This is a genomic window from Alistipes sp. Marseille-P5061, assembly GCF_900290115.1.
Taxonomy (GTDB): domain Bacteria; phylum Bacteroidota; class Bacteroidia; order Bacteroidales; family Rikenellaceae; genus Alistipes; species Alistipes excrementigallinarum.
Window position 1 is genome coordinate 330,676 of the sequence record NZ_LT985748.1, and the last position, 26,026, is coordinate 356,701.

The following is a 26,026-nucleotide window of genomic DNA, read 5'->3' on the forward strand; positions in this document are numbered from 1 at the left end:
AAAAAAGAGGCTACCATGAGAACAATCCCACCTTCCGAATTGATTATCAACGACGACGGCTCGATTTTCCACCTTCATCTGCATCCCGGACAGGTTGCGCCCACCGTTATCCTGGTCGGCGACCCGGGCCGCGTGGCCATGGTGGCCGAGTTCTTCGACTCGCGCGAGTGCGAAGTAACCAACCGCGAATTCCACACCGTGACGGGCACCTACCGCGGCAAGCGCATGACTGTCCTCTCGACGGGTATCGGCATCGGCAACATCGACATCTCGGTCACGGAGCTCGACGCGCTGGTCAACGTCGACTTCGCCACCCGCCAGGAGAAGAGCGAAAAGCAGCGGCTGACGCTCGTGCGTCTGGGCACCTCGGGGGCGCTGCAGCCCGACATCCGCGTAGGGGAGTTCGTCTTCTCGCGCACGTCGGTCGGCTTCGACGGACTGCTCAACTACTACAAGGGACGCAACGACGTCTGCGACCTGGCCATCGAGCAGGCCTTCATGCGCCACACCGGCTGGAACGAACTGCTGCCGAAGCCCTACTTCATCGATGCCGACCGGACGCTCTTCGAGCACTTCCGCGACACGACGCGCGAGGGCATCACCATCGCCGCCCCGGGCTTCTATGCACCGCAGGGGCGCTGGGTACGGCTCGAACCACAGGACATCCACCTGAACGAGAAAATCGAGTCGTTCGAGTATGAGGGGCGCCGCATCACCAACTTCGAGATGGAGGGCTCGGCGCTGGCCGGACTCGCCGCCCTGATGGGCCACCGCGCCGCCACCATCTGCACGATTATCGCCCAGCGCGTGGCGCTCGACGCCTGCACGGACTACAAGCCCTTCGTACGGAAGATGGTCGCCATGGCGCTCGACAAGCTCGCCGAGCTGGAATAGCCCCGATGCGCGCCGTCCGCGCAGCCGCCGGGGCCCCGCCCCAAAAGACAAGAAGCAAGTAGAAAAAGAAATAAGTAAAAACACGCAAGACATGAAATTCACCGTATCAAGTTCGGCCCTGCTCTCGCTGCTCGCAACCACGGGCAAGGTCATCAGCAACAAGAATACGCTGCCGATTCTCGACTACTTCCTCATGGAGCTCAACGGCAACGAACTGAAAGTCACCACCTCGGACCTCGAAACCACGCTCATCGGCTCCATCACGGTCGACAGCGTCGAGAGCGAGGGCACCATCGCCGCCCCGGGCAAACTGATGCTCGACTCGCTGAAGGAGTTCCCCGAGCTGCCGCTGACCATCGACGTGAACGACAAGAGCTGGGAAATCAAAATCAACTGGAAGAGCGGCTCCCTGTCGATTCCCGGCGCCAGCGCCGTGAGCTATCCCGCCGTTCCGACGCTCAGCGCCGAGAAGAAGGAGCTCGAGCTCGACGTCGACGTGCTGGTCAACGGCATCAACAAGACGATTTTCGCCACGGCCGACGACGAGCTGCGTCCCGTCATGAACGGCATCTTCATCAACTTCAGCCCCACGGCGCTCACCTTCGTCGGAACCGACGCCCACAAGCTGGTGAAGTATGAATCGGAGCGCGAGACCGACATCAACGCCTCGTTCATCCTGCCCAAGAAGCCGGCCAACCTGCTCAAGTCGGTGCTGCTCAAGGAGGAGGATGCCATCAAGGTGGCCTTCGATTCGAAGAACGCCCTCTTCACGCTCAAGAACCACACGCTCGTCTGCCGGCTCATCGAGGGCAACTACCCGAACTACAACGCCGTCATCCCGGCCAACAACCCCAACAAGGTGCTCGTCGACCGCATCGAACTGGTCAACGGCATCAAGCGCGTGGCCGTCTGCTCGAACCCGACGACCAACCTCATCCGCATGGACATCGAGGAGAACCGCATCAACCTCACGGCACAGGACATCGACTTCTCGGTGTCGGCCAACGAGACGATTTCGTGCAGCTACGACGGACAGCCCATCACCATCGGCTTCAAGTCGACCTTCCTGGTCGAGATTCTCTCCAACATCGAGACTCCGACGGTGGTCATCGAACTGGCCGACTCGACGCGCGCCGGCGTCTTCAAGCCCGTATACGACGAGAAGCAGAGCAACACGTCGCTCATGCTGCTCATGCCGATGATGATTAACGCATAGGGAGGGCGCCGATGAAACTCAAGCTCAAACGGCCCATCGTCTTCTTCGACCTCGAAACCACGGGGGTCGACGCCTCGAAGGACCGCATCGTCGAGGTGTCGATGATTAAGATTATGCCCGACGGCGAGGAAATCTGCAAGACGCGCAAGCTCAACCCGGGGATGCACATCCCCGAGGAGGCGACGGCCATCCACGGCATCACGGACGAGGATGTGAAGGATTGCCCGACCTTTGCCCAGGTGGCCAAGTCGCTCGCGCAGTTCCTACAGGGGTGCGACTTCGGCGGCTTCAACTCCAACCGCTTCGACCTGCCGCTGCTCGTCGAGGAGTTCATGCGTGCGGGCGTCGAGGTGGACTTCAAGCGCCGCCGCTTCATCGACGTGCAGAACATCTTCCACAAGAAGGAGCAGCGCACGCTGGTGGCCGCCTACAAGTTCTACTGCGACAAGGACCTTACAGACGCCCACTCGGCCGAAGCCGACACGCGGGCGACCTACGAGGTGCTGCAGGCGCAGCTGGACCGCTATCCCGACCTGGAGAACGACGTCGATGCTCTGGCCGAATACTCCTCGCGGGGTGAATCGGCCGACTATGCGGGCCGCATTCTCTACAACGAGAAGGGCGAGGAGGTCTTCGGGTTCGGCAAGTACAAGGGGCGTTCGGTGGCGGAGGTCTTCGCCCACGAACCGAGCTACTACGCCTGGATGATGAACGGCGACTTTCCGCTCTATACCAAGCGGGTCATCACCGAAATCCGCTGCCGCGAAAAAACGAAATGAACAGGAAGATGAAGCGACTTTGTGCGACCCTGCTGCTGTTAGGCACCCTCTGCTGCGCCCACGCGGCCGAGAAATCGCCGACAATCGTCTATATCAACGGCTCGAAGTACTACATCCACACCGTGCAGGCGGGCGAGACGCTCTACTCGCTCGCCCGTGAATACGGAGTGGGGGAGCAGGTGATTGTCGAGAACAACCCCTCGGTTGCCCAGGGGCTGAAGGCCGACGCGCGGCTCAAGATACCGTTCATGGCCGAGGCCCCGGAGGCCAAACCCTCGGAGCGCAAGCTGAAGAAGACCTTCGACATGCACTACGTCCGCAAGGGCGAGACGCTCTACGCCATCTCGCGCCGCTACGCCATCTCCATCCAGACCATCCTCGAGGACAACCCCAACCTTGACCCCACCCATCTGCGCCCCGACGAGCGGATTCTGATTCGCCGCAAGGAGAGCGGCAAGGGGAGTGAAGCACAACGGCAGGCCGAGTGGGAAGCCTACCGCACGGCGCTGAACAGCGTCGCCGAAAAGGGCTATGCCTACCACATCGTGCGCCCGGGCGAAACCTTCTACTCGCTCTCGCGCCGCTTCGGCACGACCGAAGAGGAGCTCTCGCGGCTCAACAACGGACTGCAGCCCGCCGACCTGAAGGCCGGAGCGATGCTCAAGATTCCGAGCGACGAGCCGGCAGCCCCGGCCCCGGCCGTCGATTCGCTGAGCGTTGCGCACCCCGACTCGGCCGCCGCACGGCAGCTTCCCGAGGTCACGTTCCGCGCCCTGCGCCGCTCCGAGCCGCTCGATGTCGCCCTGATGCTCCCCATCTCGGTCAAGGGTCGCGCCAACAGCAACTACCTCGAATTCTACCAGGGCTTCCTGCTGGGGCTCGAGCAGGTGAAGCAGCGTTACGGATACTCGGTCGAGCTCACCTTCTATAATACGGGCCGCGACTCGGCCGCCATCGACCGCATCGTCTCCTCGCCCGACTTCGCCCGCAACCGGCTCATCGTGGGCCCGGTCTACGAGGATGAGCTCTATCCCGTGGTCCGCTACGCCGAGGAGCACGACGTCCCGGTGGTCACGCCGCTGGCCAACATCGAGGCGCTCCACAGCGACGCCCTCTTCCAGATGGCGGCCGACCCGGCGCTCAAGTACAACAAGGTGGCCGAACTGCTCAACGGCAACCGCCGCGTGACGCTCATTTACGCGGGCAGCACCGACAAGGAGTTCGAGCAGGAGGTGCTCGCGCTGCTGGGCGACCGACCCTTCACGCGCTACAACTACCGCTACGAACACCCCTCCGTCCGCGGGGCCAACAGCCCGAGCGACCTCACGCCGCTGCTGCAGAACAAGGAGGAGAACGTCTTCGTCATCATGGCCGAGAACGAGGTCGACGTCGACCGCATCCTGGCGGCCATCGCCTCGGCCGATACGAGCATCACAAGCCGCGGCCTGACGGCGCCGTCGTTCGTCGTGCTGGGCAACGCCCGCTGGCACCGCTTCGGCAACATCGACCGCACGATGTTCTTCAAGGACCGTCTGGTCTTCGTCTCGACCTACCACGCCAAGCGCGACGCCGAGGTCATCGCCTCGTTCGACAGCGACTACATCCGTGCCTTCGGGGCACTGCCGACGCTCTACTCCTACCGTGGGTACGACGCGGCGATGATTTTCTGCCCCGCCATGTACGGCGACATCGAAAACGACCTGGAGAATACCACCTACACGCCGCTGCAGACGACCTACCGCTTCCAGCGCGAGGAGGGGGGCAGCCACGTGAACCGCAACTGGACCCGGGTCAACTACAACAGCGACTATACCATCACCATCGAATAACGCCATGGCCTCACTGACGAACGGCATTCCCGAAAAGACCATCGAGCGGTTGAGCGAATACCGCCGCACGCTGCTCTCGTGCCACAAGCAGGGCATCACGCACATCTTCTCCCACGTGCTTGCGGGCATCCACGGCATCACGGCCGTGCAGGTGCGCCGCGATTTGATGCTCATCGGCTTCTCGAGCGACACGAAGAAGGGCTACGACGTGCAGGTGCTCATCGAATACATCGGCAAGATTCTCGACAGCCCGTCGCCGATGAACATCGCCGTGCTGGGTATGGGCCATCTGGGCCAGGCCATCACCAAGTACTTCAACGGCAAGGGGCTCAATCTGAAAATCACGGCCGCCTTCGACGTCGACCCCGAGAAGGTGGGCAAGACCATCGACGGCATTCCCTGCTACCACATGGATTCGTTCGAGGAGATTGCCGAGGAGCGCGACATCAGCATCGTGATTGTCTCCTCGCCGACGAAGGTGGCCCCGCAGCTCGTCCTGCCCATCATCAATGCGGGCATCCGCGGCGTGCTGAACTTCACCTCCACGCCGCTCAACTTCCCGCAGGGCATCATCGTCGAGAACTACGACATCACCACACTGCTCGAAAAGGTCGCCTACTTCGTCAAGGAGTCCGAGGAGAACAGCAACAACAGCTGAACGGCACGATGAGGGTATTCTACGGTTTCGATGCACTGCCGCGATTCCGCGAGCCGGCCGTGACGGTGGGTTCGTTCGACGGTGTTCATCTGGGTCATCAGGCGCTGCTTGCACGGCTGTGCGAGGAGGCCCGCGCCACGGGCGGCGAGAGCATCGTGCTGACGTTCGACCCCCATCCGCGCATCACGCTGGGGCGCACCAACGGGTTCCGCCAGCTGACGACGCTCGACGAAAAGCTCGCGCTGCTCGAGAGTCTGGGCATTGACGACGTGATTGTCATCCCCTTCGACCGCGCCTTCAGCGCCCTCTCGGGCCGGGAGTTCATCGAGCGCTACCTCAAGGGGCGCATCGGCACGCGGACGCTCGTCGTCGGCTACAACCACCGCTTCGGCCACGACCGCTACGACTGCCGTACGGCAGCGGACTGCGGACTGAGGATTGTCCAGGTGGACGAGCGCGAAGTGGAGGGACACCACGTCAGCTCGACGGTCATCCGGCGGCTGCTCGACGCGGGCGATACGGCCGAGGCGGAGCGGCTGCTCGGACATCCGGTACAGGTTACGCCGCGCCCCGCACAAAAGCCGTAGGCATAGAGCCGGCGGGCGATACATTCCTACGCAAGACGAACAACACACGATAAATCAATGCTTTCACACGATTGTCAAATCCGGGTCTGGTACAAGCATACCGACCAGATGGCCATCTGCCACCATTCGAACTACATCTGCTACTACGAGGCGGCACGCAGCGAACTGATGCGGGCGCTGGGCATGTCCTTTGCCGAGGTGGAGCGGCGCGGCATCATGATGCCGATTCTCGAGGTGCAGTCGAAGTACCGCAAGCCGGCCTACTACGACGAGCTGCTCACCGTGCGGATTATTCTCCGCGAGCTCCCCTCGACGCGCGTCAACTTCTTCTACGAAATCTACAACGAGCGGGGCGAACTCATCAACACGGGCATGACGCAGTTGGGCTTCATCCACAGCGACACGCGCCGTCCGTGCCGCTGTCCGGAGTGGTACCTCGACCTGCTGCGCAGCCGCTGGGTCGAAGAGTAACCCGGGAGGGCAGCCGGCCGTAACCGCACAAAAAAAAGAGACGTTCACCCGCAGGTGAACGTCTCCTTTACATATGTCCCGACCGGGAACTACTTCTCAATGAGCGAAATCGAACGCTGGATGAAGTCCGTCAGGTTCTTGCCCTTCAGCATGCCGTTGGTCAGCAGCGCCAGGTCGATAATCTGCTTTACGAGCTTGTTGCCGGCACCGATTTCGCGCAGCCGCTCGTCGCGCTCGTCACGCAGCGTGACGACCTTCTTCGAGAGCTCCTCGCGCATCGACTTCTCCTCGGCCGTGAGGTCGGCCTCCTTCTTCTCCTTGATGACCTCCTCGAAGCGCTTCTCCTCGGCAACGGCGGCGTCGATTTTCTTGGTCGTCGTCTTGAGCTTGTCGCCGTAGGCCTTCTCGACATCGGCCAGGATGTCGATGACAATCGGGTGGTTGGCATTCACGGCAATGGTGAACGAGTCGGGCATCTGGCCGTAGAACTGGCTCATGCCGCCGCCGCTCACGCGGGCCATCTCCTTCATACGACGCATGAACTCGTTCTGGGTGATGACCACAGGCGCCTCGTCGGGCGACATCGCCTCGAAGGAGATGTTGTAGTGAATTTTCTCGTCCTTGGGCATCTGGCTCTCGAAGACGGGACGCATCAGCTCCTGCTGCGCCTCGGTGAGCGACATCTTGAGGGCATCCTCCTTCTGAATCAGCTTCTCCACAACGTCGCTGTCCACACGCTCGAAGCGGCAGTCGGTGTGCTTCGACTCGTACCAGTTAATGTAGTGGCTGTCGAGCTGTCCGTCGAGCACCAGCACGTCGTAGCCCTTGCTCTTGGCCGACTCGAGGAAGGCGTGCTTCTCCTCGGGGTCATCCACATAGAGGAAGATGAGCGTCTTGTTCTTGTCGGTCTGGTTCTTCTTGACCAGGTCGGTATACTCCGTTGCGGTGAAGTACTTGCCGTCGACATTCTTCCAGAGCATGAACTCCTGCGCCTTCTCGGCGAACTTCTCGTCCGTGAGGATTCCATACTCGATGAAAATCTTCAGGTCGTCCCACTTCGACTCGTAGTCGGCACGCATCGTGGTGAAGAGCTCCTTCAGACGGTCGGCCACCTTGCGGGTGATGTAGCTCGAAATCTTCTTCACGTTGGCATCGCTCTGCAGGTAGCTGCGCGATACGTTCAGCGGGATGTCGGGCGAGTCGATGACACCGTGCAGCAGCGTCAGGTACTCGGGAACGATACCCTCGACCTGGTCCGTCACGTAGACCTGATTCGAGTAGAGCTGAATCTTGTTCTTCTGAATCTCGAAGTTGTTGCGAATCTTCGGGAAGTAGAGGATACCGGTCAGGTGGAACGGGTAGTCGATGTTCAGATGGATGTAGAAGAGCGGGTCTTCGCCCGTGGGGTAGAGCTCGTGGTAGAACTCCTTGTACTGCTCGGGCGTGATGTCCGAAGGCTTGCGCGTCCACAGCGGGTCGGTATCGTTGATGATGTTGTCCTTCTCCGTGTCGACGTACTTGCCGTCCTTCCACTCCTTGACCTTGCCAAAGGCAATGGGCACGGGCAGGAAGCGGCAATACTTGCGCAGCAACTCCTCGACCTTCGAATCCTCGGCATACTCGAGCGTATCGTCGGCCAGATGGAGCACGATGGTCGTACCGCGGTCACGCTGCTCGTCGGTCTCCTCCATCTCGAACTCGGGCGAGCCCTCGCAGCTCCAGTGCACGGTCTTGGCACCCTCGCGGTAGGAGCGGGTGAAGATTTCGACCTTGTCGGCCACCATGAACGACGAGTAGAAGCCCAGTCCGAAGTGACCGATAATCGCCTGATTCTTGTACTTCTCCATGAACTCCTCGGCGCCCGAGAAGGCAATCTGGTTGATGTAGCGCTCGACCTCGTCGGCCGTCATGCCCACGCCGCGGTCGGTTACCGTGAGGGTCTTGGCCGCCTTGTCGGCCGCCACGCGAATCGTCAAATCGCCCAATTCACCCTTCACCTCGCCAATCGACGAGAGGGTCTTGAGCTTCTGCGTGGCATCCACCGCATTGGAAATCAGCTCGCGCAGGAAGATTTCATGGTCCGAATAGAGGAACTTCTTGATTACGGGGAATATGTTTTCCGTCGTAACTCCGATTTTTCCGTTTTTCATAGCTTTATCGTTGAATTATATTTTTTTCGTCGACCCGACATGCTTCAAACTGTATGCCAGCAGCCTTTCCATGACAGAATGTCAGCCGCGACTGCCAAAAGCGCACAGCATATTGACCGGATGCGAACAAACGAGTATCTTTGCATGACAACCCAATCAAACGATACGACCATGGATTTTCTGCAAATTGCCAAACGGCGGTACGCATGCCGCCAATATCAGGACCGGAAGGTCGAACCCGAGAAGCTCGAGGCGATTCTCGAGGCGGGCCGCGTCGCCCCTACGGGAGCCAACCGGCAGCCGCAGCGGCTCATCGTCGTCGAATCGGCCGAGGGCATGGAGCACCTGGCGCGCTGCACGCGCGACTTCAAGGCCCCCTGCGCCATCATCGTCTGCGCCGACACCGACGAGGTGTGGTGCCGCAAATACGACGGCAAGAAAATCGGCGACATCGACGCCTCCATCGTCACCGACCACATGATGCTCATGGCGGCGAGCCTCGGCCTCGACACGCTTTGGGTCTGCATGTTCAAGCCCGACGCCGTGCGCGAGGAGTTTGCGCTGCCGCCCCACGTCGAGCCGGTCAACATCCTCTTCATCGGCTACGGAGCCGGCGAGCCGGCCTCTCCTGAACGGCACGACCAGACGCGCAAGCCGCTCTGCGAAACGGTCTTCCACGAGACCTACGGCGCGAAATAAGCCGCACGCCGCAGCATCAGAACGCAACAAACCCCGCCTTCTTTCCAGAAAGGCGGGGTTTGCGTTTGATTGCCGGGGTCCGACCCGATGCAGGCCGTTACTCCTGCCGGGCGGTCAATTACCATACGGGCTCACACCGACTACCGGGCCCACAGACGGAAGCGCATCCGCCACTTGCCGCCGGGTTCGATGGCCCGAAAGCCGTGCTCGGCCGGATTGGCGGCATTGGGGGCATCGGTCCACCACGACTGCGGCTCGGGGCAGCAGTAGGGTACATGCCCGCCGTTGTTCCAGAGCGTCCAGTAGATGGTCTGTTCGTCGGCTTCGTAGAAGGTCCGTACCCCCGTCCGGAGGTTCTCGACCAGCGCTCCGCGGAAGGGGCGTCCGTCGACGTCGATTTCACGCACGGTGAATGCAGCCTCGATGGGGTCGCACTCCGTCACGCGCAGCCCTTCGCTGCGCAGCCGGGCAAAGTTCTCGGGAAGGGCGAAGGTGCGCCCCGTCGGGATGTTGCGCCCGTTGAGCTCGACCTGCTCGCCGACGGCCATGCGGAGTACGTAATCCTCGGCTCCGCCGTCGGCGAAGGGAATCCGCATCGGCGTATGGAACCCCACACCTATGGGCATCGCCTCCCGGCTCCGGTTGGCGAAGAAGACCTCCTGCTCGAGGCCATCGGCCGTCAGGCGGAAGGATATCTTGCACTTGAACTCGTGCGGGAAGTCGCGGAAAATCGCGTCGTTGCCCGCATTGGAGTAGTAGCGGCACTCGAGGAATACCTCCTCGTCCGTCTCCCACGCCTTCGAGACGGCGAAGGGCTGACTCTTGAGGATTCCGTGGTGGTAATGGTGCTCCTTGACCTGCGTGATGGGCAGGTGGTAGGTGCGTCCGCCGAAGGTGAAGGTGCCGTCCGCAATGCGGTTGGGCGGAAAGAGCACCGGCAGGCCGAAGACGTGGGGACGCCCCTTGAAGGTCTCGATTTCATCGGCCGCAGGGGTACGCAGAATCTCCACGCCGAGCCGCACGTTGGCCAGCCGCACAAGGTTGGCCCCAAAGCCCGGAATGAGCAGCGCCTCGTAGTCGCCCTTGCCGAACTCCACGGCCTGCAGCCCGTGCCAGTCGATACAGCGCAGCATCGCCTAGAGCAGCTTTTCGATTTTGGCGGCCAGCGCCTCCTTCGAGCAGGCGCCCACCTGCTTGTCGACCAGTTCGCCCTTCTTGAGGAAGATGATGGTCGGGATGTTGCGCACGCCGTACTTCATCGTCAGCTCGTCGTTCTCCTCGACGTCGCACTTGCCGACGAGCACGCGGCCCTCGTATGCGGCGGCCAGTTCGTCGACGATGGGCGACATCATGCGGCAGGGACCGCACCACTCGGCCCAGAAATCGATTACTACCGGAAGTTCCGAAGAGAGAACTTCCTGAACATTCTCCTTGTTGATTGCTAATGCCATAACTGTATGAATTTTAGTTTTATCGGTTTGTTTACATAATGGAATACCTGATGCTGTGGTCATCCAGATAGGAGACCAGTTCGCGGGTGATGCCCACCTTGTAGCTCTTCGAGAAGAGGTTGAGCGACACCTGCGATTCGCGGTCGTAGAGGTTCAGCCGCAGGACGGTCTGCCCCTTCGACTCCCGCACACGCGCCGCCAGCTCGTCGATGAGCGTGCGCGTCACCTCCTCGACGGGCAGCTGGACGTGCATCTCCTTGATGGACTCGCTCAGTTCCGAGAGCTGCATCATCGAGACAATCTTGAACTCCAGCTCCTTGTCGTTGTAGGGGCGCGGCTGCACCTTGCCCCGTATGAAGAGGAAGTAATCCGTATAGAGGTACTTGCGGAAATTCTCGTAATCCTTGCCGAAGAGGGCGAACTCGTGCGTTCCGTTGTAGTCCTCGAGCGTGAACTTGCCCCACGGCTTGCCGTTCTTCGTCAGCAGGTTCTGCACGCTGATGACCATGCCGGCCACCGCAATCTCCTGCCCCTTGAGCGCCTCGAGGTTCTGCAGTTCCGAGAGCTGCGTCTTGCACATGTTGCGCATGATGATGGCGTAGTCGTCGAGCGGATGGGCCGAGAGGTAGAGGCCGATGACCTCGCGCTCCTTGTTGAGCGTCTCGAGCTGGCTCCAGTCGGCGCAGGCCGGCACGAGCGGATGCTGTATGTCGACATGGTCGTCCCCGCCGAAGAGGCTCTGCTGGGCGTTGTTCTTCTCGACCTGGAAGCGCTGTCCGTAGCGCATCAGCTGCTCGAGGAAGGTCATGCCGCTGCTCTCGCGGGCATCCGCACCGAAGAACTTGCAGCGCGGGAAGCCCGAAATCGAGTCGAAGGCTCCGGCATAGGCCAGATTCTCGAGGCATTTGCGGTTGACCAGGCTGAAGTTGACCCGCTCGACAAAGTCGTAGATATCCTTGAAGCGGCCGTTCGCCTCGCGCTCGGCGATGATGCTGTCGACGGCCGCCTCGCCGACACCCTTCACGGCCGCCATGCCGAAGCGCACGTCGCCCGCCGCATTGGCCGAGAAGGTACGCATCGACTCGTTGATGTCGGGCCCGAGCACGCGGATGTCCATCCGCTTGCACTCGTTCATATAGATGGTCAGCTGGTCGACGTTCGCCAGGTTTCGGCTCAGCACCGCCGCCATGTACTCCGACGGGTAGTTGGCCTTGAGGTAGGCCGTCTGGAAGGCGACCCACGAGTAGCACGTCGCGTGCGACTTGTTGAAGGCGTAGGAGGCGAACTTCTCCCAGTCGGCCCAGATTTTCTCGAGCACCTTGGGGTCGTGGCCGTTCTTCGTACCGCCGGCAATGAACTTGGGCTTCAGCGCGTCGAGCTTGTCCTTGAGCTTCTTACCCATCGCCTTGCGCAGCGTGTCCGACTCGCCGCGGGTGAAGTTGGCCAGAAGACGCGACAGCAGCATGACCTGCTCCTGGTAGACCGTCACGCCGTACGTATCCTTCAGATACTTCTCCATGACGGGGATGTCGTAGACAATCGGGCTGCGTCCGTGCTTGCGGGCGATGAAGTCGGGAATGTAGTCCATCGGGCCCGGACGGTAGAGGGCGTTCATGGCGATGAGGTCCTCGAAGGTCGAGGGCTGCAGCTCGCGCAGGTATTTCTGCATGCCGGCCGACTCGAACTGGAACGTGCCGACGGTGCGGCCCTCGCTGTAGAGCTTGTAGGTGGCCGGGTCGTTGATAATCGAGAAATCGTCGATGTCGACCTTGATGCCCTTCGTCTGGCGGATGTTCTCCAGCGCATCCTTGATGATGGAGAGGGTCTTCAGACCGAGGAAGTCCATCTTGATAAGGCCCGTATCCTCGATGACCGAACCCTCGTACTGCGTGACGAGCATCTTCTCGCCCGTCACCTTGTCGTCGGCCGTCGAGACGGGTACCCAGTCGGTGATGTCGTCACGGCAGATGATGGTGCCGCAGGCATGCACGCCCGTATTGCGGACGTTGCCCTCGAGCATCTTGGCATAGCGAATCGTATCGCGCAGCACGGGGTTGTCCGACTGCTCGGCCGCCTTCAGCTCGGGCACCAGCTCGATGGCCTGCGAGAGGTTCTTGACCGCCTTGCCGTCGGGCGTCTTGTCGGGCACCAGCTTGCACAGACGGTCCGATTCGGCGAGCATGAGCTTCTCGACGCGCGCCACATCCTTGATGGCCAGCTTGGTGGCCATCGTACCGTAGGTGATGATGTGGGCCACCTTCTCCTTGCCGTACTTCTGGGTCACCCAGTTGAGCACGCGGCCGCGGCCGTCATCGTCGAAGTCGACGTCGATATCGGGCAGCGAGATACGGTCGGGATTGAGGAAACGCTCGAACAGCAGGTCGTAGGCAATCGGGTCAATCTGCGTGATGCCGAGGCAGTAGGCTACGGCCGAACCGGCCGCCGAACCACGGCCCGGACCCACCGATACGTCGAGCTCCTCGCGCGCCGCGCGGATGAAGTCCTGCACGATGAGGAAGTAGCCCGGGAAACCCATCGTCTTCATGATGTGCAGCTCGAACTTCAGCCGCTCGGACTGTTCGTCGGTCAGCTGCTCGCCGTAGCGCTTGTGGGCGCCAATCATCGTCAGATGGCCCAGATAGTCGGCCTCGAGCTTGATGCGGTAGAGCTTGTCATAGCCGCCCAGCTTCTCGATTTTCTTGCGGCCCTCCTCCTCCGACATCACCACGTTGCCGTGCTCGTCGCGCGTGAACTCGTCGTAGAGGTCCTGCTCCGTATAGCGGGCGCGGTACTCCTCCTCCGTACCGAATTCGGCCGGAATCTCGAAGGTCGGCATGATGGGGGCGTGGTCAATCGAGTAGCACTCCACCTGATTGCAGATGTCGACCGTCGTGGCCATCGCCTCGGGGTCGCTCTCGCCGAAGATGGAGGCCATCTCGGCCGTCGTTTTCAGCCACTCCTGTTTCGAGTAGAGCATGCGCTTGGGGTCGTCGAGGTCCTTGCCCGTCGAGAGGCAGATGAGGCGGTCGTGCGCCTCGGCATTGTCCTCGTCGACGAAGTGCACGTCGTTCGTGCAGACCATCCTCACGCCGTACTTGGCCGCCAGGCGGCGCAGATGCTCGTTCACCTTCAGCTGCATGGGGTAGGCCTCGTGGTTAGCGCGCTCGACGGTGGCCTTGTGCAGCTGCAGCTCGAGGTAATAGTCCTCGCCGAAGACACCCTTGTGCCAGCGAATCGACTCCTCGGCCTTCTCGAAATCGTCGGCCGTGATGGCGCGCGGCACCTCGCCCGCCAGACAGGCCGAGCAGCAGATGAGCCCTTCGTGGTACTTCTCGATTTCGGCGCGGTCGGTACGCGGGCGCATGTAGAAACCCTCGGTCCACGCCTTCGAGACGATTTTTATCAGGTTGTGGTAGCCCTTCAGATTCTTGGCCAGCAGGATGAGGTGGTAGCCGCTCTGGTCGGGCTTGCCCTCCTTGTCGCTCAGCCGGCGGCGCGCGACGTAGACCTCGCAGCCGATGATGGGCTTGAAGGCCATCTTGCGGTGCAGCTCCTCGAGCTGCCGCTCGCACGCGGCGATTTCGGCCGAAGCGTCGCCGCCGGCCGCCTCCGCCGTCCCTTCGCGAAGCTCCGCCAAACGTTTTTCGCACTCGACAGCCTTGTCCTTGAGTTTGCCCTTGACCTTCTTGACGTAGTTGTAGAACTCCTTGATACCGAACATGTCGCCATGGTCCGTGATGGCGATTCCGGGCTGACCGTCGGCCATGGCCTTGTCAACGAGGCGCTGGATGCTCGCCTGACCGTCGAGAATCGAATATTGGGAGTGTACGTGCAGATGGACGAACTGGGGCATTTCACTTCAGATTTTTCGTGAACAAAGATAACTCATTTTCCCGACAAAATCGGGAGCCGCTGTTGCATTTTATCAACAAATTGCTTATCTTTAAATAGCCGAAAAGGCAGCAAACCTAAAACCGAACAGCCATGAAAGAGGAATCGCAGATTGTATTGGCGGAGTACAACACGCTCATGGAGGCCGAAATAGCCAAGTCAATGCTCGACAGTGCCGGCATCGAGTCGACAATCCGCAACGAATACATGTCGACCATCTATCCCATCGGCACGATGCCCGCCCAGCTCGTCGTCCGCAAGGAGGATTTCGAGCGGGCGCAGGACCTGCTGCGCCACCGTTAGCCGCACAGACCAAGGGAGCCGTTCTGCAGTGAACGGCTCCCTTCACACTTCACGGCGCGACCGGCACTCTCCGACACGCCCCGTATTGCGCACGGCGGGGCGAAGGTTCGCTGTTTGCCCCCGTCCCGCCGTCGTTTCAGCCCGCCTCCGCCGGCGGGATATCGCGTCGAGGGCCCTCCGCCCTCGATGTTCGTTCCATCAGCTGCCCGTATAATAGACCCGATAGGAGTACTCGCTGGCCACCGGCTTGCCGTCGATGCGCCGCGGCGTCCATTTGCCCTCGCTCTTGCGGATGACGCGCACCACGTCGCGCACCAGCTTCTGGTCGGGGAAATCCGACGCCTCGAGGATGGTGATGCGACCGTCGGACTCGACGCGGAAGCGAACCACGAGCTGCCCTTCGGCCTTGGACGAACCCGCATTGGCGAAGTAACGCATGTGCGTGCGCGCCCACTGATGGAAGCTCTTGTCGGGCGTCTCTCCCATGAAGAGCAGCGGGTCGCCATCCTGCTTGCGGGCAATCTTCTCGACGGGCAGGCGCAGCTGCAGCCCCAGCTCCGCCTCACACGGACGGCCGCCGCGCGTTGCGGGGGTCCAGGCCTCGAGGCTGTCGAGCGCCTGCTCCAGCACGCGGCGCGTAGCCTCCGTAGCCGGCTCCACGTCGCGGAAATCGCGCCCCTGGCACGTCCGGTCCATGTAGCGCCACGCCGTCGGACGCCCCGTCGTATCGATGACCGTCCGCACGTAGACCACCGGCGAGAGGTCGGCCGCCTTGACCTCCTCTGCCAGCGCAATCTGCTCGGCCTCGCTCACCAGACGGACGATAAAGCGCTGGGGAGCCGTCCCCTGGAAGAGGGGAGGCGTCTGCTCGGGAGCAGACGCTTCAGTCTGCTGCGCCGTCACGACACCGCCCGAAAGGAGCAGCGCCGCCAGAATCGAAATCCGAATTTTCAAGTTCATGTACCTGTGATGGTTTGATTCGTTCTCCGCATTTGCCCGGTCTCGGGCCGCACCGGCGTCATCGTTTGCACCCGCTACATCATTATTATCGTTCACCCCGGCCGCGGGCCGGGCCCGACCACGTCTACTCGTTCCAGATGCGCCACGAGGCTTCGGCCTGCACGTGGAGCATCAGCTCGCCGTTGAGCGTCCGTGCCCCGCGCTGGCGGCCGTAATCGAGAAACTGCGTGAGCGGGGGATTGTAGACCAGGTCGAAGAGGCGGTGCGCCGGCGTTACATAGCCGTAGGGGATGCGCGGAGCCTCGTTGACGGCAGGGTAGGTGCCTACAGGCGTTGCATTGATTATCAAGTGCGAACGCTCGACCACCTCACACGGAAGATTATCATACGTATAATCACCCCGCGCCGCATCGCGCGACACCAGACGGTAGGGTATTCCCCACTGCGCAAGCGCATACTGTACGGCCTGCGACGCCCCGCCCGTACCCAGCACGAGCGCCTCGTCGGGCAGCTCGCCGTCAAGCAGCTGCGTCAGCGAGGCATATATCCCCTCCACGTCGGTGTTGTAGCCGCAGAGCCGACCCCCGGCCGTGCGCTTCACGCAGTTGACCGCTCCGATGCACTGCGCCTCGAAGCTGAGCTCGTCGAGCAGCGGGAGGATAGACCGTTTGTAGGGAATCGTCACGTTGAAGCCGCAAAGCTCCGGCTCGCGCTCCAGCAAATCGCGCACCCCGTCGACCGACGGAAGTTCGTAAAGCGCATAGGAGCAGTCGTCGAGCCCCTCGCGGCGGAACTTTTCCGCGAAATAGGCTGCCGAAAAGGAGTGGGCGAGGGTACGCCCGACCAGTCCGAAGCGTCGCATGGGGCTACTCCTCCTTTCCCTGCCGCTTCATGATGATGCGGCCCGCCAGTTCGATGGCATAGATAAGCAGAAATCCCACGATGCAGAGCACGACGGCCTCGGCCACCTGGGCATCGAGCTGCGTGAGCGCCTCGAAGCGGCCCGGCAGGACGTTGCGCTCGACGAGCGGCTGCAGCTCGCCGTGGCTGTCGACATACATCTCGGTCACCTCCTTCCAGGGCCACACCTTGTTGAGCGACCCGAGCATGAAGCCCATGAGCAACGTCACCGTGATGTCGTGCCAGTGCTTGAGCAGCCACGAGAGCAGGTGCGAGAAGCTGATGATGCCCGCAACGGCGCCGACGGCGAAGGTCAGCAGCACGGGGATGTTCAGGTCGCCGACCGCCTGCATGATGAACTGGTACTTGCCGAGCAGCAGCAGGACGAAGGCGCCCGAGATGCCGGGCAGAATCATCGCGCAGATGGCAATCGCACCCGAGAGGAGGATGAACCACCACGTATCGGGCGTCTCCGTGGGCGAAGCAACCGTAATCCACCACGCCACGACGACGCCGACGAGCATCGACAGCACGTTCTGCACGTTCCACTTGCCCACCTGCTGGGCGACCAGCAGCGCCGAGGCGACAATCAGTCCGAAGAAGAAGGACCAGATGGCGATGGGGTGGTGCGTGAGCAGATAGATCATCAGCCGCGCGAGCGAGAAGATGGAGATGGCGATGCCCAGCAGCACGGCGCAGAGGAAGCGGCCGTTGATGTGGCGCCAGAATTCGGCCAGGCGGAAGGTGAAGAGCAGCTTGAGCGCCTGCATATTGATGCTCTTGATGGAGTCGATGAGCTCCTCGTAGATGCCCGAGATGAAGGCGATGGTTCCGCCCGAGACACCGGGAACGACATCGGCCATTCCCATGGCACACCCCTTGAGGGTCAGAATAAGGTATTGATGAAATTTCATCGTCAGCAGAATTTGCGCAAAGTTAATCAAAATCTATGGAAAAACCTCCAAAATTCGGCAGATTAACGCAATGTAATCTGTGAATTAAGTAGTTAGGAGAAAATCGCGGAAGTTGGATAGAGGGCTGAATAGCGTTTCAAAGCGGATTGGAGAAAGAGAACGGTTTCCTATTCGTTACCCGTCAGAAATGCAGATTTAACACTTTTCGTCCCGTTTGTGCCGTTCTGCATAGGTTTGCTTGTCAAGGTTTAACTCGTTGATTTATAGTTTTGCAACCAAAAAAGGACGAGTATGACAAGGAGCACATTTCGCGTGCTGTTCTATACGAACGGCAGCAAGGAGAAGAACGGAATTGTCCCCATCATGGGACGGGTTACAATCAACGGGACGGTAGCGCAGTTCAGTTGCAAGCGGAGCATCACAAAGGAGCTTTGGGATGCAAAGGGCAACCGTGCCAAAGGCAAGAGCGTGGAAGCGAGGGAGACGAACCTTGCGCTTGACAACATCAAGGCGCAAATCATCAAGCACTACCAGCGCATTTCCGACCGTGAGGCGTTTGTGACGGCAGAGATGGTACGCAACGCCTATCAGGGCATAGGCGGCGAGTATGAAACGCTGCTCAAAGCCTTCGACCGTGAGAACGAGGTGTTCAAGAAGCGTGTCGGCAAGGACAGGAAGTTGGCGACCTATCAGTCAAGGGTAGTGGCAAGGAACTATGTGGCGGCATTCATCAAGTCGTTCTACAAGCGCAGCGACATGTCGATGCTGGAACTTACGCCCGACTTCATCAAGGAGTTTGCGGTCTATCTCTCCACGGAAGCGGGATTGCGCAACGGCACTATATGGGAGAAGTGCATGTGGCTGAAAGGCGTGGTGATGCGTGCGCACTTCAACGGACTGATACCGAGAAACCCGTTTGCGCAATTCCACATCAGCCCGAATGTCAAGGAGCGTGAGTTTCTGACGGAGGATGAGTTGAAGGCGGTGATGACGCACGAGTTCTCAGACCCGAAACTGGCATATATCCGTGACCTGTTTGTGTTTGCGAGTTTCACCGCCCTCTCTTTCGTGGACATCAAGGAACTGACCAACGACCGAATCGTGGAGGTGAACGGCGAGAAGTGGATTATCTCCAAGCGTCACAAGACGGGCGTACCTTTCCAAGTGAAGCTGCTGGACATCCCCTTGCAGATAATCGAGCGTTACCGACCGTTCCAAGAAAACGACTTCGTATTCCCCAATCTGAACTATTGGTCAATCTGCAAGCCGTTGAAGAAGATGATACGGGAATGCAGCGTGAATAAGGACATCAGCTTCCATTGCTCACGTCATGGATTCGCAACCCTGGCTCTCTGCAAGGGTATGCCGATAGAGAGCGTAAGCCGCATTTTGGGACATACGAACATCGAAACGACCCAAATCTATGCGAAGATAACCGTGGAGAAGCTGGATAACGACCTCACGATGCTGGGCGACAAGTTGAGCAAGTCATTCGGTAACATCAAGGTGGCAGGGATATGAAACGGGCAACAATCACGATGGACGGAAGCGGCAGGGTTGCCGTACCGTCCGATATAGCCAATGTGTGGATGAGCGAAATGGAGTTGGTAACGCTGTTTGATGTAATCGCCCCGACACTCCGTGCCGCTGTCCGAGCCGTGTATAGGAGCGGAGTGTTGCAATCTTGCGAAGTGGAAAGGCGCATCAGGCTGCCAAACGGTTATTATTTGGAAGTGTATGCGCTGCCAATGGTAATGGCACTGGCTTTCCGTATCAACACATCCAATGCCGCAAGAGTGCGTAATGTCTTGCTGGAAAGGCTGTGCTTGCGAAAAGACAGACAAATGCTTTGGCTTTCGTTAGGTGAAACGTCATTTTATTTGTGCCCGAATCCTACTCAAACTTGCCTGTGTGATGCCTAAATAGGTGGCGATACTTCCTAACGGCAACCGCTGTAACAAATCAGGCTCTTTCTCCAACAACTCGTGATACCGTTCCGAGGCGACGGCTGACAACATGGAAATCAGCCGTTCCTCGGCAGCAAGCAGTTCCATTTCCGCATAACGCCGTCCCCAATTGGCTATGTGCAAATCCTTCAAGAATAACTCTTTCAGTTTTTTCCTTTCCAATACATATAAGACAGAATTTTCCATCAGCTCCATTGTTTCATACCCCGGTTCGTCATTCACATATCCTTTCATGGAAACAATAGTCGCCCCTTCCTTGCCGACCCAAAAGGTAATTTCTTTCCCCTCTACCGAAGTATAGGCGCGGACAATGCCTTTCTTGATGAAAAAGATGTCTTTTTCTATCTTGCCATATTCCAACACTTGGAATCCTTTTGGGTATGAGACTTCCGTCAGGCATTGCCGCAACTTGTCCAAAGACGCATCCGGCATGGCATATCTCTGGTTGATGATTTCCTTTATATCCATAAGTCATTTTGTTGTGGTACAAAATTATAAAATAGCGCACAGAAACAGCTGCTAACGGCTGTTTTTTTGTCAAATGCAAAATCCGTTTTTACCAAATGTAAAAAACGGTTAGAAATTACTTGCTTACTTTTGCACCCGAATTTAATAAATCATAGGTATGAATTGGATAATTTTATTTTTGGCAGGATTGTTTGAGGTAAGCCTTACATTCTGCTTGGGAAAAACGAGAGAGGCATCAGGTATTGGTTTTTATCTGTGGGGAAGCGGTTTCTTGGCTTCCACGGTATTGAGTATGGCATTACTTGCCAAAGCGGTTCAGACTTTGCCTTTGGGCACGGCATACGCCATTTGGACGGGTATCGGAGCGGTCGGCACGGTCTTGATTGGGATATTCGTTTTCAAAGAGCCGGCCACTCCCATACGGCTTTTCTTCCTGTTCACGCTCATTGCCTCCTTGATTGGATTGAAAGTTGTGTCATACTGAAAGGAGGAATAAATGATGAAATATGAATTGAGAGAAAACCACGGCATTCCGGCACCTCTGCTGGCTCTGATGGCAGTCGCTACCGGGCTTTCCGTTGCCAACTGCTACTACAACCAGCCTTTGTTGGGCAGCATGGCAAAGGATTTTGGGGTAAGCGACTTTTCTGCCAGCATGGTTGCGACATTGACCCAGATAGGCTATGTGACCGGACTTGTATTTGTCATCCCACTGGGTGATTTGGTTTCACGAAAGAAGCTGATATTGACCAATTATATCGTTTCTGCGTGCGCCTTGCTTGCCATATCCCTTGCCCCGAACATCTACTGGGTGTGGGGCGCATCCTTGCTTGCCGGCGCATCTTCGGTCATGCCGCAGTTCTTCATCCCGTTGGTGTCTTACCATTCAGCACCTGCACACAAGGTGCGCAATGTGGGCATTATACAATCCTGCTTGCTCATAGGCATTCTCGGCTCGCGGGTCTTCAGTGGCTTTCTGGCTGATGTGTGGGGATGGCGTTCCGTCTATTTCGTGGCTTGCGTGTTTATGCTCGGATGTTTTCTGATGATTTACAAGATGCTGCCCGTGCTGTCTGCCCGCTCTCAAGAAAGTTATGCAGGGCTGATGAAATCCTTGTTGCGTCTGCTCTCCCAATACCCGTACTTGCGTATCGCTTCGTTGAGGGCGGCATTGGCTTATGGCTCGTTCTTTGCGTTGTGGAGTTGCCTTGCTTTCCGGATGAAGCAAGAGCCATTCTTTGCGGATGACGATATTATCGGGGCACTCGGTTTGTGCGGATTGGCAGGTGCGTCTACGGTTGTATTCATTAGCGGCTATATCCAGAAGTACGGCGTAAGGTTCTTCTCCATTGTCGGGGGATGTGTTATCTTGGCTGCATGGTTGTTGGCATTTTTTGGAAATGACAGCTACTTGTGGATGATAATCGCCATCCTTTTGATTGATGCAGGAATGCAATGCATCCATTTGTCAAATCAGACCAGCGTGGTCTCCCTTGACGCATCCGCCATCAACCGAGTCAATACCGTTTATATGACCATCTACTTTCTGGGCGGTTCTGCTGGTACGTTCGTTTCAAGTCTGTTTTGGCAACATTACGGATGGGCAGGCGTGGTAGGAGTAGGAGTTGCCTTTACCGTGGCTTCCTTGTTCGTTAATTGCTTCCAACCAAGACTGCATAAGGATGAATGCTCAATATTCTGACTAAAATAATTTTTGGAATGATCCTTTCAGTCTGAATATTTTTCATACCTTTGTACCGTAAGAGTTTCCCGAACAAGCAAAGCGATGCAGACCACGGCAATTGGAACGGTTGCCAACTCATTACTCCAAAACGAGGTAATTATTCTAACTCTCTTAATTTCAACGAGGTATATTCCTTATACAGATTTACGCAAAATTCGGGATTATGCCCCTTGTGGAGGAGCTGTCTGCGCAATAAAATCGAGCGAGTTGCCGCCTTCCGAGACCGCACCCGCCCTGTTATCCGCCACCGGCTGCCCGTCCGGCCCGTACCGCAGCAGGCAGGCCGGGCCTTAATACAGCAGACAGACCGGGCCGGCTGCCACTCAACGCACAACCGGACCGGCCATATACGACAAACGGCTGCCCACGGGCAACCGCATACGATTTGACAAATCCTTATTTGGGAACAGCATCCTCACTCACTTCCACTTCTCACCTCCTCTTCCTCTCACTCTCTTCCTCGCTGCACCTTCTCGCTTTTCCTCACTCTTCTCTGCATTCTCTCTCTGCATCCTCGCTTATCCTCCATCTCACGCCTCACGCTCCCGTCTTCATCCTTCATCCGTCCCCTCTCTCCTTCATCTCTCTGCCATTCATCGCTCCTTCTTCACCTCGCACCTCTCATCATCTCTTCCTCCATCATCCCTTCATCCTCTTTCTCCCTCTCATCGTCCGTTCTCCATCCACTCCACGCTCGCTCTCCTGTTCTCTGCTGCGTTTCCCGGGTACGCCACGCACCCCGTCCCAAAGGATTTACAAACCGCCGCCGCGTTACAACTCTGCCGCTACCCGCTCTTCTTCGGCGCGCTCCTGCTGTTCGAAGAACTCGGGCTTGGCCTTGCGGATAAAGGCAATCACTTCGGCAAGACCGTCGCTGAATTTGACAAAATCCTCCTTGTAGAGGAAAATCTTGTGGCGGTCGAAGACCACCGTCCCGTCGGGATTGCTCTTCTTGCGGCTCTCGGTGATGGTCAGGAAATAATCGTCACCGCGTGTGGCACGCACATCAAAAAAATAAGTACGACGACCCGCCTTCACGGCCTTCGTCATGATTTGTTCGCCAAAGTCTTCATTCTCTTTGCGAAACGAGGTTTGAGATGTCATAACCTATATACCTTTACGAGGGATTGATTTCGCCCACAAAGGTATACAAAAACGACGACTATGCAAAAAAAGAGTGCTTAATTTCTGATATCAAGCAACAAGCGGCCCTGCGTCTCCCAATCGCTCAAAATCTCGAGCGCCCGCGAGTAACTTCCAGGCCGTCCCTCGTTCATCACGCGGTAGAAAGCCCCCACGCCGTAGAGACGCTGTCCGAGGAGCGCCTTGAGGTGGAGCCGGATAAACGACTTCGATTCAATGTATTGAGCATCGTCGTAGGGTACACCGCGCCCGCAGCCGAGCGTCACCAGCTCGTCGAGCATCGCCTCGTCGGGCTCGAACTGCGCCGCAAAGGTCTCGAAATCGGGGTAGAGGCGTTCAAGTTCCGCCCGGCGGGCATCCAGACTGGAGAGCACGAATTCGTTCACCACACCGCGGCGCACCAGCTCGGCATAGTAGTTCGTCACGCCCGTCGTATCCTCGGCAACAATCACGTCGGGAGTGATGCCTCCGCCGCACCGCACCGTGCGATGGCTCCGGAGCGTCTCATAGAGCGGAGCCCCGGCGTCAAGCGAGTCGCGCACCCGGTCGTCGTAGCGCCGCAGATGGTCGAGGTAGTACTCGCGCCGCTTGCCGTTCTCATAGGGGCGCTGGATGACGCGGCCCGAGGGGGTGTGGTAGCGCGCGATGGTGATGCGGACCGTCGAGCCGTCACCCAACGGAATCTGCCGCTGCACGAGCCCCTTGCCGAAGCTCGGCCGGCCGACAATCACGCCGCGGTCCCAGTCCTGCACCGCACCCGAGACAATCTCGCTGGCCGAGGCCGACGACTCGTCGATGAGCACCACCAGATTTCCGCGGAACTTCTCGCCGCCGCGCGCCTCGAAGCTCGTCGGAGTGACGGCGCGCCCCTCGGTCGAGACAATCGTCGAACCGCGGGGAAGCAGGAACTCCGCCAGCAGGATGGCCTGCTCGAGCAGGCCGCCGCCGTTGCCGCGCAGGTCGACAATCAGCCCCTCGCAGCGGTCGAAGCCGTGGAAGGCCTCCAGAAACTCCGTCATGGTCGTCCGCCCGAAGCGGTTGATTTTGATGTAGCCGATGCCTTCGGCCGGCATGTAGGCGGCATCGACCGTGTTGAGCGGAATGCGGTCGCGCGTGATGACGAAGTGCAGCTGCCCGGCCACGCCGTGGCGCATCACGTCGATTCCGACCTTCGTACCACGCTCACCGCGCAGGTAGCGGGGGACATCGCCCATGCGCATCCCCACGGCATCGAGCGTATCAATGCGGACGATGCGGTCGTTGGGCAGCACGCCGACCTGTTCGGCCGGACCGCCCGCAATGGTGTTGGCCACGACAATCGTATCGCGCAACAGCGAAAACTCCACGCCGATGCCGCTGAACTCGCCATCGAAGCTCGCCTGCACCCCCTTCATCTCCTCGGCGCCGAGGTAGGCAGAGTGGGGGTCAAGCTCCTCGAGCATGGCCGTAATGGCGCTCTCGACCAGCGGAGCCATCTCCACGTCATCGACGTAGAGCCGCTCGAGCAGCTGGTAGACCCGGTTGAGCTTCTGCTGCTGCACAACGGCATCCCCCTGGGCCTGGGCCTGCGCCGACGACACAAGCCCCCACAAGGCTGCAAGCAACAGCAGCACAAAGCGACATGCGACCGCGCGGCTCATCATCCGTTCCCTGCGTTTCAGTGGATGTGCGAAACCAATTCACCGAAGGGCACCGAGCTCTGCTCGCCCGAGCGCATATCCTTGAGCGTCACCTCGCGGCGTGCAAGCTCATCGCTGCCGACAATCGCCACGTAGGGAATCGCACGGCGGTTAGCGTGCTCCATCTGCTTCTTCATCTTGGCAGCCTCGGGGTAAATCTCGGCGGCGATGCCCGCATCGCGCAGCGTGCGGAGCAGACCGAGCGACGCGGCCTGCTCGGCCTCGCCCAGATTGACGAAGAGCACGCGCGTCGAGCAGCCGACCCCTTCGGGAAAGAGGTTGAGCCCCGTCATGACGTCGTAGATGCGGTCGGCACCGAACGAGATGCCGACACCCGAGGTGTTGGGCATGCCGAAGATGCCCGTCAGGTCGTCGTAGCGGCCGCCTCCGCAAATCGAGCCGAGGGCGAAATCGAGCGCCTTGACCTCGAAGATGGCCCCCGTATAGTAGTTCAGACCGCGCGCCAGCGAGAGGTCCAGCTCAACGGGCAGCTCCAGCCCCAGGCTGGCCACATGGCCGAAGATGGTCTCCATCTCCTCGATGCCCTTGAGACCGGTCTCCGATGCCGAGAGCACCTCGCGCAACGATGCGAGCTTCTGAGCATTATCTCCGCTCAGCTCGAGAATCGGTTGAAGCCGTGCCACGGCCTCCTCCGTAAGACCGCGCTCGAGCAGCTCGGCCTTGACCTGCTCCAGCCCGATTTTCTCCAGCTTGTCGATGGCCACCGTGATGTCCATCATCTTGTCGGCATGGCCGATGGCCTCGGCGATGCCGTAGAGAATCTTGCGGTTGTTCATCTTGAGCACCACGCGGATGCCCAATGCGCGGAAGACCCGCTCGACAATCTCGACCAGCTCCACCTCGCACAGCAGCGAGCGGGTGCCGATGACGTCGACGTCGCACTGGTAAAACTCGCGGTAGCGACCCTTCTGCGGACGGTCGGCCCGCCATACGGGCTGCATCTGGTAGCGGCGGAAGGGGAACGACAGCTCGTCGCGGTGCTGCACGACGTAGCGGGCGAAGGGGACCGTGAGGTCGTAGCGCAGCCCCTTCTCGCAGATGCGCGAGGCCTGGCGCACCTCGTCGTCGGAAAGTCCGGCGGCGTAGTCGCCCGAATTGAGAATCTTGAAGAGGAGCTTGTCTCCCTCGTCGCCGTACTTGCCCAGCAGCGTGGAGAGGTTCTCCATGGCGGGCGTCTCGAGTGGCGCAAAGCCGAAGAGGCGGAAGACGCCCCGGATGGTGTCGAAAATATACTGGCGGCGCATCATCTCCGCGGGGGAGAAGTCGCGCGTACCCTTGGGAATCGAAGGTTTCTGCATAACC

The 26,026-nt window shown here is 59.3% G+C and carries 24 protein-coding genes; 13 read left to right on the plus strand and 11 right to left on the minus strand.

The genetic code is table 11. From position 1 onward, the window contains the following. Nucleotides 1–15 precede the first annotated feature (15 nt). From C8267_RS01300 to C8267_RS01330, 7 genes are all read left to right on the plus strand, one after another. Nucleotides 16–894 (plus strand): nucleoside phosphorylase, encoded by an 879-nt coding sequence (locus tag C8267_RS01300; protein WP_087361838.1) that lies wholly within the window; start codon nucleotides 16–18, stop codon nucleotides 892–894. Between the two features lie 91 nt (nucleotides 895–985). Then, nucleotides 986–2,110, plus strand: coding sequence for a DNA polymerase III subunit beta (dnaN, locus tag C8267_RS01305; protein WP_087361837.1), 1,125 nt, complete (start codon nucleotides 986–988; stop codon nucleotides 2,108–2,110). An 11-nt stretch (nucleotides 2,111–2,121) separates the two neighbouring features. Beyond that, on the plus strand, nucleotides 2,122–2,889 hold the full coding sequence (locus C8267_RS01310) for a 3'-5' exonuclease (RefSeq protein WP_087361836.1): 768 nt from the start codon (nucleotides 2,122–2,124) through the stop codon (nucleotides 2,887–2,889). Between the two features lie 8 nt (nucleotides 2,890–2,897). Further along, nucleotides 2,898–4,718 (plus strand): LysM peptidoglycan-binding domain-containing protein, encoded by a 1,821-nt coding sequence (locus C8267_RS01315; RefSeq protein WP_106633377.1) that lies wholly within the window; start codon nucleotides 2,898–2,900, stop codon nucleotides 4,716–4,718. Nucleotides 4,719–4,722: 4 nt separating this feature from the next. Further along, nucleotides 4,723–5,376, plus strand: a complete 654-nt coding sequence (locus C8267_RS01320; RefSeq protein WP_087361835.1) for a redox-sensing transcriptional repressor Rex — start codon at nucleotides 4,723–4,725, stop codon at nucleotides 5,374–5,376. An 8-nt stretch (nucleotides 5,377–5,384) separates the two neighbouring features. Further along, nucleotides 5,385–5,963 carry an FAD synthetase family protein gene (locus tag C8267_RS01325; RefSeq protein ID WP_106633378.1) on the plus strand — a complete coding sequence of 193 codons (579 nt, stop codon included), beginning with the start codon at nucleotides 5,385–5,387 and terminating at the stop codon, nucleotides 5,961–5,963. Between the two features lie 57 nt (nucleotides 5,964–6,020). Continuing rightward, nucleotides 6,021–6,434 (plus strand): acyl-CoA thioesterase, encoded by a 414-nt coding sequence (locus C8267_RS01330; RefSeq protein ID WP_087361833.1) that lies wholly within the window; start codon nucleotides 6,021–6,023, stop codon nucleotides 6,432–6,434. An 89-nt stretch (nucleotides 6,435–6,523) separates the two neighbouring features. Here the strand turns inward: C8267_RS01330 and htpG are convergent, their stop codons facing one another. Continuing rightward, nucleotides 6,524–8,584 (minus strand): molecular chaperone HtpG, encoded by a 2,061-nt coding sequence (gene htpG, locus C8267_RS01335; protein ID WP_106633379.1) that lies wholly within the window; start codon nucleotides 8,582–8,584, stop codon nucleotides 6,524–6,526. Between the two features lie 171 nt (nucleotides 8,585–8,755). Here htpG and C8267_RS01340 point away from each other — a divergent pair, with 171 nt between their 5' ends. Continuing rightward, the gene (locus C8267_RS01340) at nucleotides 8,756–9,283 is read left to right on the plus strand and encodes a nitroreductase family protein (protein ID WP_106633380.1); all 528 of its coding nucleotides are present in this window, start codon (nucleotides 8,756–8,758) and stop codon (nucleotides 9,281–9,283) included. Nucleotides 9,284–9,423: 140 nt separating this feature from the next. Here C8267_RS01340 and C8267_RS01345 read toward each other — a convergent pair whose 3' ends face one another. Genes C8267_RS01345 through dnaE form a run of 3 tightly spaced genes read right to left on the minus strand, consistent with a single transcriptional unit; the run spans nucleotide 9,424 to nucleotide 14,587 of the window. Next, the gene (locus C8267_RS01345; RefSeq protein ID WP_106633381.1) at nucleotides 9,424–10,416 is read right to left on the minus strand and encodes an aldose 1-epimerase; all 993 of its coding nucleotides are present in this window, start codon (nucleotides 10,414–10,416) and stop codon (nucleotides 9,424–9,426) included. A gap of 3 nt (nucleotides 10,417–10,419) precedes the next feature. Continuing rightward, entirely contained in the window at nucleotides 10,420–10,734 is a 315-nt protein-coding gene (gene trxA / locus C8267_RS01350; RefSeq protein ID WP_087361829.1) for a thioredoxin, read from the minus strand. Between the two features lie 31 nt (nucleotides 10,735–10,765). Next, entirely contained in the window at nucleotides 10,766–14,587 is a 3,822-nt protein-coding gene (dnaE, locus tag C8267_RS01355; RefSeq protein ID WP_106633382.1) for a DNA polymerase III subunit alpha, read from the minus strand. Nucleotides 14,588–14,718: 131 nt separating this feature from the next. Here dnaE and C8267_RS01360 point away from each other — a divergent pair, with 131 nt between their 5' ends. Then, on the plus strand, nucleotides 14,719–14,928 hold the full coding sequence (locus C8267_RS01360; protein ID WP_087361827.1) for a putative signal transducing protein: 210 nt from the start codon (nucleotides 14,719–14,721) through the stop codon (nucleotides 14,926–14,928). 198 nt (nucleotides 14,929–15,126) lie between these two features. Here the strand turns inward: C8267_RS01360 and C8267_RS01365 are convergent, their stop codons facing one another. The 3 genes from C8267_RS01365 to C8267_RS01375 form a co-directional block, all read right to left on the minus strand. Next, on the minus strand, nucleotides 15,127–15,888 hold the full coding sequence (locus C8267_RS01365; RefSeq protein ID WP_106633383.1) for an energy transducer TonB: 762 nt from the start codon (nucleotides 15,886–15,888) through the stop codon (nucleotides 15,127–15,129). Nucleotides 15,889–16,012: 124 nt separating this feature from the next. Further along, nucleotides 16,013–16,750: a shikimate dehydrogenase family protein gene (locus C8267_RS01370; RefSeq protein WP_087361825.1), complete on the minus strand. Its 738-nt coding sequence runs from the start codon at nucleotides 16,748–16,750 to the stop codon at nucleotides 16,013–16,015. A 4-nt stretch (nucleotides 16,751–16,754) separates the two neighbouring features. Continuing rightward, the gene (locus tag C8267_RS01375; RefSeq protein WP_106633384.1) at nucleotides 16,755–17,702 is read right to left on the minus strand and encodes a DUF368 domain-containing protein; all 948 of its coding nucleotides are present in this window, start codon (nucleotides 17,700–17,702) and stop codon (nucleotides 16,755–16,757) included. 291 nt (nucleotides 17,703–17,993) lie between these two features. Between C8267_RS01375 and C8267_RS01380 the strand changes: the two genes are divergently transcribed. Together C8267_RS01380 and C8267_RS11000 are read left to right on the plus strand one after the other, a co-directional pair. After that, entirely contained in the window at nucleotides 17,994–19,223 is a 1,230-nt protein-coding gene (locus C8267_RS01380; protein ID WP_106633385.1) for a site-specific integrase, read from the plus strand. Beyond that, nucleotides 19,220–19,624 (plus strand): hypothetical protein, encoded by a 405-nt coding sequence (locus C8267_RS11000; protein WP_087361824.1) that lies wholly within the window; start codon nucleotides 19,220–19,222, stop codon nucleotides 19,622–19,624. Before C8267_RS01380 ends, C8267_RS11000 begins: the two co-directional genes overlap by 4 nt. Here C8267_RS11000 and C8267_RS01390 read toward each other — a convergent pair. Continuing rightward, complete coding sequence (locus tag C8267_RS01390) at nucleotides 19,574–20,137, minus strand: Crp/Fnr family transcriptional regulator (RefSeq protein ID WP_021928157.1); 564 nt, start codon at nucleotides 20,135–20,137, stop codon at nucleotides 19,574–19,576. The genes C8267_RS11000 and C8267_RS01390 overlap by 51 nt on opposite strands. 157 nt (nucleotides 20,138–20,294) lie before the next feature. Between C8267_RS01390 and C8267_RS01395 the strand changes: the two genes are divergently transcribed. Together C8267_RS01395 and C8267_RS01400 are read left to right on the plus strand one after the other, a co-directional pair. After that, complete coding sequence (locus tag C8267_RS01395; RefSeq protein WP_021928755.1) at nucleotides 20,295–20,621, plus strand: DMT family transporter; 327 nt, start codon at nucleotides 20,295–20,297, stop codon at nucleotides 20,619–20,621. A gap of 15 nt (nucleotides 20,622–20,636) precedes the next feature. After that, nucleotides 20,637–21,839 (plus strand): MFS transporter, encoded by a 1,203-nt coding sequence (locus tag C8267_RS01400; protein ID WP_106633729.1) that lies wholly within the window; start codon nucleotides 20,637–20,639, stop codon nucleotides 21,837–21,839. Between the two features lie 813 nt (nucleotides 21,840–22,652). On the opposite strand, the gene C8267_RS01405 is transcribed toward C8267_RS01400, so the two are convergent. The 3 genes from C8267_RS01405 to hisS form a co-directional block, all read right to left on the minus strand. Further along, nucleotides 22,653–22,985, minus strand: a complete 333-nt coding sequence (locus tag C8267_RS01405; protein ID WP_087361822.1) for a DUF3276 family protein — start codon at nucleotides 22,983–22,985, stop codon at nucleotides 22,653–22,655. 77 nt (nucleotides 22,986–23,062) lie between these two features. Further along, nucleotides 23,063–24,667 carry a S41 family peptidase gene (locus C8267_RS01410; RefSeq protein WP_234025650.1) on the minus strand — a complete coding sequence of 535 codons (1,605 nt, stop codon included), beginning with the start codon at nucleotides 24,665–24,667 and terminating at the stop codon, nucleotides 23,063–23,065. 14 nt (nucleotides 24,668–24,681) lie between these two features. After that, entirely contained in the window at nucleotides 24,682–26,022 is a 1,341-nt protein-coding gene (gene hisS, locus C8267_RS01415; RefSeq protein ID WP_106633386.1) for a histidine--tRNA ligase, read from the minus strand. Between the last annotated feature and the right edge of the window lie 4 nt (nucleotides 26,023–26,026).